The following is a 14,384-nucleotide window of genomic DNA, read 5'->3' as shown; positions in this document are numbered from 1 at the left end:
CAATAGCTCAAATCGATAATTAGCATTGCTGTATGCTTATCTGAGTTATATATCCTCAATTAGATTTGCTTCCTGACTAATATTTAAAAAGGATATTCTGACTATAAATAGGAACAAAGCGACAGCTGCACCTACCATTCCAACTGGATAAGAGATGCTGGTTGGTAAACTAAAACCTTCAGGGGCCTGTAAAATATATGTTATTACAACTGCTGTCATAAATGTAGCCGGAATAGTAGCTATCCAATGAAATTTGTTCTTCCTTACCAGATAAACAGCAGACGTCCATAGAACTATGGCTGCTAATACCTGATTTGAGAATGCAAAGTAACGCCATACAATACTGAAGTCGACCTGTGTCAGAGCAAAACCAATGGCAAATATGGGCAGAGCTATCATTAACCTGTTTTTTAAAGGTTCCTGATCCATGTTCATGGCATCAGCTATGGTTAAACGTGCGCTTCTAAAAGCCGTATCTCCGGAAGTAATAGGGCAAACAATAACTCCCAGGATTGCGAGAACTCCTCCAAAAGGCCCCAGTAATCCTAATGATACGTTATTTACTACTAAGGCAGCACCTCCGGTGTCAAGTACTTCATTTAATCCTGTGACTCCATCCGGGAAAAAAGACATGGCAGCAGCAGCCCATATGAGGGCGATAACTCCTTCTGCGATCATGGCTCCGTAAAAGACATGCCGACCATATTTTTCATTTGGCAGGCATCGTGACATAATTGGTGACTGTGTTGAATGGAATCCGCTGACAGCTCCACATGCAATTGTTATAAAAAGCATAGGCCATAAAGAAAGATTGTCAGGGTGAAGATTCCTGAGAGTTATCTCCGGTATCTCATAGCCTTTTATCAGAATCATAGAGCCGATGCTTAAAGCCATTATTATTAAGATGGCTCCAAACAGGGGATAGATACGGCCTATGAGTTTGTCAACAGGGACAACAGTGGCTATGAAATAATAAATGAGAATGATTGCCAGCCAGAAATTCTGTAGGGCTAACATCCCTGTGAATCCTAAATTAGTCAGAAGTCCTGCCGGTCCTGCCATAAAAACAGTTCCTATAAGCAGCAGTAAAATGATTGAGAATGCTACCATGGCTATTCTGACATGCTTGCCCAGATATAATCCTACAATTTCCGAAATACTTTTTCCATCGTGTCGAACACTTAGCATTCCTGAAAAATAATCATGAACACCACCTGCAAAAATACTGCCGAGGACAATCCACAGGAAAGCTGCAGGACCGAACAATGCTCCCATGATAGCACCAAATATAGGACCTAAACCAGCGATGTTGAGAAATTGGACCAAAAATATCCGGGACCAGCTAAGAGGGATAAAATCAACACCATCTTCCTGAGTATATGCAGGTGTTTTTCTATCTGGATCTGCCCCAAATACACTTTCTACAAAAGTCCCATAGATAAAATAACCTGTCACAAGAGCGAGTAAAGAGACTAAAAAACCAATCATATTGCTGGCTGATTATATTAAGAAACTTATATTTAACCATATGTAAATATAATCTCCTTTAAGAAAGAGGAATTAAAAGAATAATGTATGAGATATTTTTCTAAGCTTATATCTCATTTTTAATCAGGCTTCTTGTGCAAGATTTTTGTAACCATCAACAAGCTCTACATTTGCATTAATGACAGAGCTCTTGAACTTTGCAAGATCAGGTGTTATCACATCGAGAGCTCCAACATCATCCTGCTTTGTAACTACCTGCCCATCTGATACAACCTTCTCAGAAGGTATTTCGACAGCGCGAACAGTAGCGTTATGCAGAACCAGTACATCATCTCCGATATTACAGTCAAATACCACAGCACCGAATCCGACGAAACATCTCTGTCCCAGTGTGCATGGCCCATGAACGATACATCCGTGTGCAAGTGAAGTATCACTTTCTATTATGACTTCTGAATTGGATAAGGCATGAATTATCACATTATCCTGCACATTGCAGTTATCTCCTATTTTTACTGAGGAACCGCGTTCATCTGCTCTAATGATGGCGTTATGAGCTACATACACATTATCCCCGATCGTTACATCTCCTACAATGATCGCGGTTTCAGAAACCCATGCCTTTTCACTGATCTTTGGATGCTGGTTTTGAGGATTTGGATATAACATATTGATTACCACCTTTTATTATGAGTTTAATTTCCTGAAGAATCAACTCAATGACTACTTAATATGAGAAGTTATGACAATTTATTTAAACTTATTGATGAAATGCCATATTTATAAATATATTAATAAAATCATTATGAATTATGTATCAGACAGGAAGTTTCAATTTCTGGAAAAATAGATATATCTGAAATATCAGATATACGGGATATCAGGATGATTAGCCTTATCCTTTATGTCAATGAACTGATGATTACCAATCAGCCCTCAGTAATCCTTGCATTGTCCTGCTAGCCCATAAATTAAAAAAAGAGTGATATTTGCTTAAAAATACTATGAACTATGGGCAACTACTTTTTCCCAGATGTCTCAGATAATGATCAGCTGCAGTCTGCTCAGCTTTCTTTTTGCTATCTGCTGAACCGGTTGCAAGCAAATCATCATCAAGATACAGCCCTACTGTGAAATGTTTATCATGATCAGGTCCTTCTTCACCAATAACCTTATAGAATGGATTCCCAAGACCGTTCTTGTGGAACATTTCCTGTATAATTCCTTTTGGATTTGATATGGATATTTTTTCCAGAGCACTGTCTATATCAAAAAATCTGTAAACAAAGTCTCTTGTTATGGAATAATTGGTATCAGTGTTGTTTGTATGATTGGTATTATCCTTGCTATCATCGTCAATATTGTTGCGATAACCGCCATCAAGATATATCGCCCCAATGAGTGCTTCGATTATATCCGCCAGTTTCCCATCAATGTTCACATGTCCTTCGGATAATACGAATCTTGAGAGTTTGATTTTGCAGGCTACAGGTTTGAGATTCTCATTGGAAGCAAGTATTACCTTGATCTTTGTACAAACGCCTTCTATAGTGAGTCCTTTTGATTTTGCATAGTCATTGACCTTAGTATCATGGTATGCATATTCAGCAATTATCAGACCCAGAACCGAATCTCCTAGATACTCAAGTTTCTCGTAATCTTTGTTTTCAAGATTATTAGCTTTCCTGAAAATACTCAGTTTTTCTTTATCACCGCTGAAAAGTGAGCCATGCAATAATGCCTGTATCAGGTAGCTTTTATCTTTAAACCTGAATCCGATAATTTCCTGAAATTCTTCCAGATCATTTGCATTCACGCTCAGGTCTTCATTAACTCTCACATTTTTCCCTCGTAATCATCAAGACACTGTAATGACCGGTCATTCCAGAAGTAGTATTCCCACACATTTGACCCTGTCAAAGTTACAGTATTCCATTTTCAGTCCCTTCTTTTCCATGAGTTTGGACAGGTTTATTCCAACCGCTTCAGGGGGGAAACGCCTCATTTCAGGTTTGTTGCATTCATTTCCGCAGGTTTCGCATTCATTGCATGCACCTGGCCGGAGTAATTGTGCATATGTAAAACCCTTTCTGAAAGCATCATGTTCCAGTTCCAGCATCTTGTGAAATGTACCCTTACGAAGTCTTGACCAGGCCTTAAATATATCTTTTTCAGCAGAAGTATCATGTTCTTCAATAAGCAGGATAGCAGTGTTATATTCCTTCAGAATCTCTCTGAACTCATCAATAGAAATGATGTGCGGTGGACAGCTCAGGCGTTTTCCGTAGCCCCTGCAACCATAGGCACACTTTAGTTTTGCCCTGTTCTCTACATCTATATCAGATGCATTCAGCATGTAAGCTGTAAGGCCGAGTTCTGCCGCTTTAGCCATCACTGAATTGCTGTCCTTTGTCATGTCATCTAATATGGTGCCCGATCATTTAAAAAGCAGTCGAGTTGGCAGTTGTTTACTCATCCTGGGGTGTTAATGGTGGAAAGGATTGCCATCATTCAGTGACCTTTCATATTTTATAGTTATAGTTCAAACATTCAATTAGGTAACAAGGGGTGACACTCTAATGGAAGAAGAATGCTGTCCGAAATTCGACCCCATGCCGTGGGATGGGAAGATCATTGAATGGGAGAACAAGAGATTCATTAAAGATAAGGTCCTGACGCTTTTTTACATGCCGATAAACTTTGGCGGAGTAATGAAAAGACTTGACAGGAAAGTGAGGGAAGCCGGTGCAACTATACCGGATTATCTTTGTCTTTCCGACCATACTTCAAAATGGAATATGGATGTGTATCTTGCAGTCGATAAAGAGATTCCTGATGCAGAGAATGTAAACATAAGCGGGAGATTTCTGAGCAAGGTTTATGAAGGTCCTTTCAAGGATACTAGAAAGTGGTCAGATGACTTTGAAATATATGCACAGGCGCAGGGTCATGAGCTTGATAAATGGTTCATGTGGTATACCACCTGTCCTAAATGTGCAAAGAAATATGGTAAGAACTATGTTGTTATCATAGCCCGGCTAAAGCGAAGACAAAATAAATAAAAAATAGTGTTATCTTCACTCTGTGAAGACAACGTTGACCTCTTTAACATCCCAGAGGGATTCTATCTTCTCGAGGACCTCTTCTTTGATGTTTGCTGCAAACTGGTGATTAGATGGAAGGTCGAGGAGTATCCTTACAACGCCGTCATTGATCTCCATCTTTGTTACAAGTTCGGTCCTGACAATGTCAAGTCCGGCCATTGGATTCATGACATGCTTCAACCTGCTTCTAAGGACATCTGGTGTTGTAGGTTCCTGTTCGGTTACAAGACCGTGCTTTTCTTCATAATCACGGATAGCAGCTCTTAGTCCTTCAACTGCAAGCACAGAACAGTGTGCTTTTACAGGTGGCAGTCCCCCAAGCTCTTCAGTGGCTTCCTGCCATGAGATCTTCTTTGCTTCTTCTATGGTCTTGCCCTTTGCAAGTTCTGTAATAATGGAAGCAGTAGCAATGTTGGAGGCACATCCGTATGATTCGAATTTGATATCCTCAATTATCTGTGTATCCGGGTTTACCTGCAGGTAAACGGCAACCATGTCACCACATGCAGGACTGCCTTCCAGTCCTTTTCCGTCCGGATTCTCCAGTTTCCCTACATTGCGGGGATTCTTAAAGTGTTCAAGTACCTTTTCTGTGTATGGGAATTTCATCTTCTCACCTCATTTGTTAAACAGGGGACTGATAGCCCTTAGCTGGCTTACTACTTCTTTCATTGCATCTACAATAGCATCCACATCTTCCTTGCTGTTGTAGCGTCCGAATGTGAATCTGATGGATCCGTGTGCACGTTCGTGGTCACCACCGATACCCAGTATAACGTGGCTTGCTTCAAGTGAACGGCTAAAGCAGGCTGATCCGGTACTCACTGCAAAACCTCTCATATCCAGGTGAAGTGTCATTGATTCACCTTCAACATAGTGGAAAGTTATATTGGCATTCTGCGGTGTTCTTTGTGTTTTGCTACCGTTGAGGGTTACATGCGGTATCTCATCAAAGACCCTTTCAAATGTATAATCTCTCAGTGATTTGAGGAACTCGATCTCATCAGGGGTCACAAGTTCCACAGCTTTTGCAAAACCAACGGCTCCGGGTATGTTCTCAAGCCCGGCACGGCGGTTAGTTTCCTGATAGCCACCATCCATCCATTTATCAAGAGGTGTGCCTTTGCGAACATATAATGCTCCGACTCCTCTTGGACCGTGGATTGTGTGAGCTGACATGGATATCAGGTCTACGGGTGTTTTTGATACATCTATTGGAACTCTGGTGTAGCTGTGTGTTGCATCAGTATGCAGAAGAACATCTTTTTCCTTGCATATCTTTGCAATTGCATCAAGGTCCTGAAGGGTTCCTATTTCCTGATTGGCGTGCTGGATGGATACAAGGACAGTGTCATCACGTATCTTATTCTTAAGTTCTTCAAGGTCAAGAATTCCTTCTGCATCCACACTGATATAATCTACAGTGTATCCTTTTTTTTCAAGGTTCTTTGCAGTGTTCAGGACAGAGAAATCCTCAATCTTAGATACAATAATGTGCTCTCCCTTCTTTTTCTGTAAGGCTGCACAGACACCTTTGATTGCCATATTGCTTGATTCTGTTTCTCCGGATGTGAACACGATCTCCTCTGCTGAGGCACCAAGGGATGCTGCAATCGTTTCTCTGGCTGCTTCAAGTCCCTCTTTTGCATCAATGCCCATGGAGTAACCGAATTCGGATGTGGCTACCGCATAGGTATCAAAGTAATAAGGTTTCATTGCATCCATTACCCTTTCATCTAATCGGGTACTGGCAGAATTATCAAGATATATCATTTTATCTAACATCTGTGTCTCCTCTAAAACAGTCCTTGCTTTTACACGTAACTTGTAAGTTATATGGTAAGTGCTATTATATGAAAAGTGTTATACTGGCATCTTTTGCTTCCATTATATAAGTGCCAACTGCACCGTAATCGTCTATCCATTCCCTGTGTAGCTGTTCTGGTTTTATTCCCATTATTTCCATTGTCATCTCACAGGCAATTATCTTTCCGCCAAGCTCCTTGAAATCTGTCATCAGCTTTTCAAGTGAGACTACATTGGCCTTCTTCATCCTGCTTTTGACCATCCATTTCCCGAGTCCAAGGAAATTCATCTTGGATAATGGTCCTTTATCCAAACCATTCTTCTTCAGACGCTCCAGACCCCAGAATGTAAAGAAAAGAGAAGCATCCATGCCCATTGAAAGTGCACCGTTTGCAACTATCATAGCACTGTAGATCTTATCAAGGTCGCCGCTGTGAACTATTATTACAGCCTTTTCAGCCATCTAATCCCTCCTAACGCTTGATACGTATTTTCCATTCATTATCCTTATCTTCAACTTCCATAACCTCAAGTCCCATTGCCTCACAGGCCATAGGAATTTCTTTTTTGGAAGCAGGGTGGGTGCCTAATATGACGATTTCATCGCCAGGCGCAGCTTTTTTGATAGCTTTACGGCATTCCACAAGAGGGACTGGACAGGTTTGTCCTCTAACATCAATGTTCGTTTCAGTCATACGATCTCCCCGTAACTATATCTGTTACCGGATAACTTAAATGTTCCCTAACAACTAATACTATGAATTTTTACATATTTAACAATTGTGAATCAAAATTTATTGCTAATAAGTCCGTAACTGTCGTTTTCTGTTTTTCCAAAGACAAATATGGATAATTCTCTGCCTTTTAATACAGAAAATGCAGCAACGTTGGGGTTACCTATATATTCAGGAGTGGAAAAAAGAGAAAGGAGTCTTTTTTCAAACCACCATTTATAGCCAGTGGAAAGTGCAGTGTGTGCTCGTATCATTAAAGAAAGATGATTAAGTCTCCTAAATTCGTTGAACACGTCCGGTCCGAAACACCGGGCTTTCAGTCCCCTGAATGAAGTAGTGATCCCATTTGATTCGGATGGATCGTTCCAGAGGTAGGGAAATGATTCTCCTTTGTTTATTTCCTTAATGTCTACCGCTCCCGGAATGCCTCCATGCACACAGAAGATGCTATCATTGATCAGTGCTGCAACTGGCATTTCCTCAAAGGTCCTGTTTGCATCAAGGAACAGATCATCATCCTGGATCTCATCATAAAATCCGTAAAGGCTGTTCATTTCTCTAGTTTCATGATTTCCTCGCAGAAGAATGATCTTTTGCGTATCTCTCAGTTTTAATTCAAGAAGCTGGGAGAGGACAGCAACTGAATTCTTTCCCCTGTCAACGTAATCTCCTAAAAAAATAAGGTCACTGCATTCTAATTCCTGCCTGATTTGCAGAAGGAATTCAAGTGCCTTCAGGTTTCCATGTATATCGCCAACTATCATTACATTGGCTGAATTTATGCGAATAAGGGCATTCTCTTTTCTGAAAATATCGTATGCTCTTTCAAGAAGGGTATGTAAGTCTTTATGGCACAAAGCCATCCGACCTTGTTGTTATTATTTGGTTACTGGCCAATGGATTGGCGGATTAATAATCAGTGAATCTATTCTTTCAATACTTTGCGTATAAGTATCAGTCCTGCAAGATTCACCACTACAATGAGTGTTCCACCTACAATATAACGTGGGTTTTGATAGGATTTATCGCTTGTGGGCTGTTTTGATGAAGTGAATATATCCACGATCGTGCTTGATCCTAAATTTATGAGTGTTTCAACCTCATCATCCGAATCTGCAGAGGATACATATTTTAAAACATAATCAATATCCGGTTCAAGGCCTACAAATGAAATAGCTTCACTAATTTTGCTTTCAAAAAGTATCTCATTGTTTCTCATGAGGGTGAGGTCACCTTCTTCAGGAACATTGACCTTCAAATTCACATAATCCTTTACAGGAATCGCTGTACCATCCGCAGCTCTCAGTTTTCCGGGAAGGTTCAGGACTTCAAGTATTGTAGGTGCAACATCTTCCTGCCCGAATTCTCCTTCTATTATTCCGATGTCGACATCTGTTGCTGCAATGACCAGCGGTACTTTCTGTGACTCGGTCATTACGGAGTACTTATCAGCCTGATGTCCTCCACGGGAATCGGTTGTAGGAAAAGCCATGCCATGATCGCCGGTGAGTATAAACGCCATATCATTTTCCAGACATGTTTCATAGAGGTCCATGGTTGCATTGTCGATGCCTTCGATAGTTGCAATGTATCCGCTATTCTTTTTGTAATGGCCAGCACAATCCACAGCCCCTACATTTAATGTGAGAATATAGTGTTGCTGCGGATACTTTGTATCCATATGATCCACGATATCAATTGCTGTCTTGATGACCCAGATATCATAGGCGTCATATCTTTGCTGTGATCCTTCAGGATACTTATCCAACTGGTCCTGTAACTCAAGGGAATTTTCCTGCATCAGGTCTGCAACTGAAAGGGATATGCTTTTTCCCGTCCCTGAAAGCATATTTGTTTCTATGACCATTTCCGGTTCTGTAATTGAGTTCTCAGCATCATGGACTATTGCATTCTGTTTGCTGCGAATACCTGAAGAATCTCCTTTTTCCATGATGGCAAAAGTGAGATATCCATTATCATGCGCCACATCGTATATCGTTGTTCCAAAAGAACCCACCAATACACTATCCGCTTTCGAATATCCTGTTGCGATCACAGAATGCCCTCCCTCTGTGAACGTCTGCGGAGTTGTCACATCCAGTACCCTGCAACTCTGGTCAAATATCTGTAATATATTTTCAGGCTCAGCTTTTTCCAGCATACTTCCATCAATAGCATAAGGCGTATACTCGGGATACACATAACAGGAACTGAGTCCATCAACAATAAGAATAACAGCACCCTGGGGAGTATTGACATGATTTATTTCTGCAATATCATCTGCACTACATGTTGGAATCAGGAACAAGAGCAAAAAGAAGAGTGCACAGAACCTAAAGGCTATAATGCTTTGCTTGATGTGCTTATTGTATTCAGAACCCTTATACTTCATTCCGTTTTTTCCAGCTGTCATCTCTTCATGGAAGAGACTATCCACATAATAAAGTTTCTATTTGAATTGACATTTTATTAAATGATATGTACGGAATTGTATTGTTCTTTTTTATCTTATGTTTCAGACTTTTTTAGTACATACTTTTAATCGAAGTAATTTTGTGTAATAATATTTTGTTACATGCTACGTTGAGTAAGCATTACTTTAGTGTATTATTTTGTGTAACAATATATAGTTACAGCTACAACATACCAAAAATTATCATTGATGTATATTAATTTATAAAAAGTAAATAATTCTATTAAACTATTTTTATATATTAGTTTACTGATTTGATTTGATAGGGGTTGCATATGTAAAGTGGCATGATTAATCTATTGCATATAGTTTACGAAGTCGTGCAAATTTTTGGAACTTAATTATTTTATTATTAATGTATAGGCCCTAAAATTGTATAAAATTTGTGTAAGTTCTTAATCTCAAAACACGAGTTTACAAAATATCTTTGTTTCTTGTTTCCGGGATGTAATTCTATAAATAATATCAATTCAAAAAAAAGATTAGGTTTCAAAAAATTGGTTATAACTAAAAATCAATAATATGTGGAATCGGAGGAATTTTGTCCAGGGGAGTAGTTAAAAGAAGCCATATTAAGTCTTTGTTCTATATTTTGCTTGTATTTTTAGAACGATATGCTCTAAAATTACTTTAAATTATTATTGGAGTATTTTTATCCGGGCATGTTTCAAAAAGAAGCTATATTAAGTCTTTATTTTGAAAGACTCTTTGCATAGATTTCCAGGATTTATTATTTGTCTTTGTGATTAATTTGTTGTGCTGATGCTATATTTAAAGATAAAATCTGCAAATAGTAGTAAATAATTTCATTCCTCACTTTTCACCCCATCTTTCAGGAAAAGAGACATAACCATAAAAAAAGCACTTAAGATAAACACTGCCTGATAACCCAGATTAACAAATAATCCTGCGATAATAGGCATGAATGCAAGTCCTGCGTAAGTGTATGTATTGAAGATTCCCATGGCAAGACCTTTTTCTAAAGGCATGTGTGAGACAGCTATCGGCAGTCCGATCATTCCTGTTCCTGAACCTATGCCAATTAGTGCGAAACCTAAAAACGGGAACTTGATGGCTATTATTACGCCGGTGGTTGCCAGCAGGATTCCTGCGAAGACCATTTTTTTAAATCCCAGGCCCATTCTTCCGACAATAATGTTGGTGACCATGGAACTGACATAAAGTATGGCGATGACAATCCCAAGTTCTGGTTTACTTAGCGTATCCTTGCTGTATTCGGGATAAAAAGCAAGCATCACTCCTGTTATTCCAAAGATCAGGAATGCGGTGGTCCATGTACGCATGAATTTGAGATCGAATGTTTTATTGATTATCTTCCTGAAATTTGGTGCAGGGATTGCTTTTCTTACTATTGTTTTTTTAGCCTTGTTCTTTGTGAATAAAGCAGATATTCCGATAGATAATATTAGTGCAGCCATAATGGTGAACAGGATGATTGCACCTTTAATTGACCATTCAGCCAGGAATCCTGAAGTCAATACTCCGGCAGCAAGGCCTGCATTAAGCAGGAAATTGAACTCTCCGATATAGCGGTTCTTTTCCCGGAAGCCGGAAAGTATTGCATAAGCTGCAGGGAAGAATGCACCACAAGCGATACCTTCGATGAGTCGGCCGGCAATGAGCAGGTAGATGTTTTCCGTAAATGTGAGTACTACTCCTGCGAAGAAAGTGAGTGCAATTGCAAGCACAATAAGTTTTATATGCTCATATATATCTGCCATTAATCCAAAGGGGATCATGGTGAGTAAAGCTCCAATGAAGTATCCGGAAAAGAGTAATGTGGTTATAAAACTACTATGGTTTATTTGTCCGGTTGAAGATATTTCAGGCAGTACCGGAATAACGGAATTAGATAATGCCATGATAAGAAATACTGTTGAATAGATCAAAAACCGGTTTTTATCCATATAGTTCACCTGTTATAGGAATATTCAATTACATGGCATACTATTTAGGTTTAGGAGATTGTAGTCAATAATTATGTACTTGATGGCTATTTTGCTGTGGGGCTATAATCACTGATATAGATATGTATAGTAAAGTATATGCTTCAAAAACGCTTCAAAAATGTGAGTTCAATGAACTTGGCAGAGTTCACTAATCCATACTGCAATATATACTTCACAAAATAGCAAACAAATCACCAAACTGTTAAAATATTTATAACAAAATAATAACTTTATAAGTTAAAATGCAAATTTTATTGGATAGTAACTAATTTTATCAACATATATTTATATTATATTTTGTAGCTTGCATAGTATAGGCTAAAAGTGTTTATTATGTATATATAAAAACACATGTATAAAATTAGTAACATCATTAAAAATCATATGGACATTTGTAATTTTTATGTATATGCGTAATATATGTTATATAATTCAGTTATTTTATTAAAAAGTAAAGTTTTATGCTACATTTCACTCAGTTTCATCCATTGAATATATTTTGTTTACAACTTTATACTTTACCCATGTTTTGTCTACTAATTTAAAACCAATTAGTCTTTGATCTTGAAAATAATGCTTTAAACCAGCATACAATTATTACATAGACTATAGTAATGCGGTAGGTGCTATATCAGGTATAATTTTTCCAACTATTTTCTAATAGATCATGGTTCTGGTGAAGGTTAGAACTAGTGTATTCATATATACTATGGAATAACCGATTTTAGAAAAACATACCCATTTTGCCATTTTTGAGAATTCTAATTATCCATTCATATACACTATAAGAATATGGATTTTTTGTGTTTTCGAGCGTTGAGATCAGGAAATATTCAGTATATTTTTTGAGAATGTAATGATTAAGTCATTTAAAATAAGATTATAATGTACTCGATATTTTAAGCACTCTTTATATTATTGACGTTAGTTTTAGTTTGGTTTTTTCAGCATCCAACCTCTATACAAAGCATGTCTAAAACTATTATATAAATATAGCTTAATTTAATTCATATGAAAGTTATACAACTATTGAAATAAATTAGATATCATTACTGATAGTTATTGGGGAATGGCTATTTTATTAAAATGCTGGTGACTTGTTGGGAAAACCGGGAAAAATCAAGAAATTTGCTGTTTTGGTTCGCAAGTATACGAAAACAACAATTTAATTAAGTATGTCTTTATAAATATAAGTCGATAATATTCTATTATTATAACATCGTAATAATTAAACGTAGCTATATATTGTTACGTCGTATTATATTGTAAAGGATATAGAAAAACCAAATAAAATATAACTAAAATTAGTTACATTATGCTATTTTGGAGAAACTTTGAAGTTTTCACAATATTTAACCCGGTTTTCAATACTTCTTAACTTATACAAGACAGATGTATAAATTAGCAAACTTGCACCAGTTGTTAAAGATAAGATAAGTATTTCGTACATGTTTTACCCTCATATTTCAAGAAAATGAAGGAATGAAGAAAGCTAAGATATAATGTATTTGTATAGGATCTTAAAAACACCTAAACCGGTAAAAACACCTCCTGGACAATGAAAATTGTGGCCTGATAAGGCCCCTATTGGGTTGGCGAAATAGTTGGTACATTGGAATCTATCAGGCCGATAATAAAAGTAAGACGCTTCAACCCCCACGGTAAGCGTCCTTCAGTCGTACCACTCTTTTCTAGATCTCATAGCCAGACATGCAACTGTATGTCTTTATTTCTATTTTAAATTATACGAAACAATGTTTCTTAACTTGTAACAAAGGTGATGCACTCGTATTTTGAGTTTTTGAACAAGTATAAAAGTCAGTTATTCTAAAAACTTCATCTTAAATGGTTAAAGGAAGGAGTGAACACCGATAATATACATCGGTGTTCGTGTGGGGGATTGGGGGTGGTACTAAAAGAAGTTCCAATTATACTAATGAGATAATGTTATATCAATAGATAGGTTTCTGATTAGAAACCTACATTATAGGATATAGGAATGCATTTTGCTATAGATCTCCTTACTAGAATAATTTGTTCATAGCACCGTAGGTAAAATAAGAATAATGGCCTGATGGGCATAGATTGAAACGAGCATTTCTGAGGGGATCCCATAGGCCGATAAGATAAAAAGACACCGAAAATATCGCTTTTCGGTATCTACATACCTAACCCCCGTGTTATCATTTTTAATGGTGTACAATTCCTTTTTTGTTTTTCTTCATATTTAAACAAACAAGAAACAATGTTTAGTAACTTATAATAACAACCTTGATTCCGCATCTTTTATCGATGGCACAAGTTTTGAAATAACATTATTATTAACTAAAAGATAGTAGCCGTTTCCTATGCTTGGATTTCATCTTATAATTTCTGACATTGATTTCAGTTGCCTGCGGTGATTAAAGAAAAGTATGGAACTAATATAAAAATGTGAAACACCAGCTATGTAGCTGGTGTTTTATGAGGTCCCACCCCATCTTATACAAAGCCCCCTTCCTTTTATGAATTTACAATATAAAAAAGAAACTCATTTTCATTTTAAGCATCAGATTAAATTTTAACGGCATTATATTTTTGAACGGCGCTAAATGTCAATAGTTATAACAGTGGGAGTGAATACAATATCCATCACCGGTGCTTACTTAAAAGTTCATCTGTCTACGTGTCAAGATATAAGTTTATTACTACTTAGTAATTATGTTCTTTAGGAGCAAATAAAACGATAAAATCGGTTCTTTTTTTCAATAGATCATAGCAAATACTTGCTTCTAAATTACAAGATTTGTAGCTGATATAAATGCTCAGG

General features: G+C 37.5%; 12 protein-coding genes. 1 reads left to right on the top strand and 11 read right to left on the bottom strand.

Annotation, left to right across the window (positions count from 1 at the left end; genetic code table 11):
- Positions 1-45: 45 nt before the first annotated feature.
- The 4 genes from RE476_RS04045 to RE476_RS04030 all read right to left on the bottom strand — a co-directional run bounded on the left by RE476_RS04045 (position 46) and on the right by RE476_RS04030 (position 3,904).
- Complete coding sequence (locus tag RE476_RS04045; protein ID WP_309309123.1) at positions 46-1,488, bottom strand: carbon starvation CstA family protein; 1,443 nt, start codon at positions 1,486-1,488, stop codon at positions 46-48.
- A gap of 123 nt (positions 1,489-1,611) precedes the next feature.
- The gene (locus tag RE476_RS04040) at positions 1,612-2,157 is read right to left on the bottom strand and encodes an LbetaH domain-containing protein (protein WP_309309122.1); all 546 of its coding nucleotides are present in this window, start codon (positions 2,155-2,157) and stop codon (positions 1,612-1,614) included.
- Between the two features lie 340 nt (positions 2,158-2,497).
- On the bottom strand, positions 2,498-3,328 hold the full coding sequence (locus RE476_RS04035) for a ribonuclease III family protein (protein ID WP_309309121.1): 831 nt from the start codon (positions 3,326-3,328) through the stop codon (positions 2,498-2,500).
- Positions 3,329-3,367: 39 nt separating this feature from the next.
- Complete coding sequence (locus tag RE476_RS04030; RefSeq protein WP_309309120.1) at positions 3,368-3,904, bottom strand: DUF2284 domain-containing protein; 537 nt, start codon at positions 3,902-3,904, stop codon at positions 3,368-3,370.
- Between the two features lie 163 nt (positions 3,905-4,067).
- Between RE476_RS04030 and RE476_RS04025 the strand changes: the two genes are divergently transcribed.
- Positions 4,068-4,550, top strand: coding sequence for a hydrolase (locus RE476_RS04025; RefSeq protein ID WP_309309119.1), 483 nt, complete (start codon positions 4,068-4,070; stop codon positions 4,548-4,550).
- A 15-nt stretch (positions 4,551-4,565) separates the two neighbouring features.
- Here RE476_RS04025 and RE476_RS04020 read toward each other — a convergent pair whose 3' ends face one another.
- The 7 genes from RE476_RS04020 to RE476_RS03990 form a co-directional block, all read right to left on the bottom strand.
- A complete protein-coding gene (locus RE476_RS04020) occupies positions 4,566-5,201 on the bottom strand; it encodes an iron-sulfur cluster assembly scaffold protein (RefSeq protein WP_309309118.1) in 636 nt (211 codons plus the stop codon).
- A gap of 9 nt (positions 5,202-5,210) precedes the next feature.
- A complete protein-coding gene (locus RE476_RS04015; protein ID WP_309309117.1) occupies positions 5,211-6,377 on the bottom strand; it encodes a cysteine desulfurase family protein in 1,167 nt (388 codons plus the stop codon).
- A gap of 64 nt (positions 6,378-6,441) precedes the next feature.
- On the bottom strand, positions 6,442-6,861 hold the full coding sequence (locus RE476_RS04010) for a DsrE/DsrF/DrsH-like family protein (protein ID WP_309309116.1): 420 nt from the start codon (positions 6,859-6,861) through the stop codon (positions 6,442-6,444).
- A gap of 10 nt (positions 6,862-6,871) precedes the next feature.
- Positions 6,872-7,093: a sulfurtransferase TusA family protein gene (locus RE476_RS04005; protein WP_309309115.1), complete on the bottom strand. Its 222-nt coding sequence runs from the start codon at positions 7,091-7,093 to the stop codon at positions 6,872-6,874.
- Between the two features lie 92 nt (positions 7,094-7,185).
- Positions 7,186-7,989, bottom strand: a complete 804-nt coding sequence (locus RE476_RS04000; RefSeq protein WP_309309114.1) for a metallophosphoesterase — start codon at positions 7,987-7,989, stop codon at positions 7,186-7,188.
- Between the two features lie 68 nt (positions 7,990-8,057).
- Complete coding sequence (locus RE476_RS03995; protein WP_309309113.1) at positions 8,058-9,545, bottom strand: alkaline phosphatase family protein; 1,488 nt, start codon at positions 9,543-9,545, stop codon at positions 8,058-8,060.
- A gap of 866 nt (positions 9,546-10,411) precedes the next feature.
- Positions 10,412-11,533, bottom strand: coding sequence for an MFS transporter (locus RE476_RS03990; RefSeq protein ID WP_309309112.1), 1,122 nt, complete (start codon positions 11,531-11,533; stop codon positions 10,412-10,414).
- Between the last annotated feature and the right edge of the window lie 2,851 nt (positions 11,534-14,384).

This window comes from Methanolobus mangrovi, from assembly GCF_031312535.1.
GTDB lineage: Archaea > Halobacteriota > Methanosarcinia > Methanosarcinales > Methanosarcinaceae > Methanolobus > Methanolobus mangrovi.
The sequence above is the reverse complement of the archived record's forward strand: the minus strand, read 5'-3'. Positions and strand labels throughout refer to the sequence as shown.

What these genes read in the sequence shown, in the direction of transcription:
- RE476_RS04045 (WP_309309123.1), bottom strand. Translation starts at nt 1,488, where the DNA reads ATGATTGGTTTTTTAGTCTCTTTACTCGCTCTTGTGACAGGTTATTTT.
- RE476_RS04040 (WP_309309122.1), bottom strand. Translation starts at nt 2,157, where the DNA reads ATGTTATATCCAAATCCTCAAAACCAGCATCCAAAGATCAGTGAAAAG.
- RE476_RS04030 (WP_309309120.1), bottom strand. Translation starts at nt 3,904, where the DNA reads ATGACAAAGGACAGCAATTCAGTGATGGCTAAAGCGGCAGAACTCGGC.
- RE476_RS04025 (WP_309309119.1), top strand. Translation starts at nt 4,068, where the DNA reads ATGGAAGAAGAATGCTGTCCGAAATTCGACCCCATGCCGTGGGATGGG.
- RE476_RS04020 (WP_309309118.1), bottom strand. Translation starts at nt 5,201, where the DNA reads ATGAAATTCCCATACACAGAAAAGGTACTTGAACACTTTAAGAATCCC.
- RE476_RS04015 (WP_309309117.1), bottom strand. Translation starts at nt 6,377, where the DNA reads ATGTTAGATAAAATGATATATCTTGATAATTCTGCCAGTACCCGATTA.
- RE476_RS04010 (WP_309309116.1), bottom strand. Translation starts at nt 6,861, where the DNA reads ATGGCTGAAAAGGCTGTAATAATAGTTCACAGCGGCGACCTTGATAAG.
- RE476_RS04005 (WP_309309115.1), bottom strand. Translation starts at nt 7,093, where the DNA reads ATGACTGAAACGAACATTGATGTTAGAGGACAAACCTGTCCAGTCCCT.
- RE476_RS03995 (WP_309309113.1), bottom strand. Translation starts at nt 9,545, where the DNA reads ATGACAGCTGGAAAAAACGGAATGAAGTATAAGGGTTCTGAATACAAT.
- RE476_RS03990 (WP_309309112.1), bottom strand. Translation starts at nt 11,533, where the DNA reads ATGGATAAAAACCGGTTTTTGATCTATTCAACAGTATTTCTTATCATG.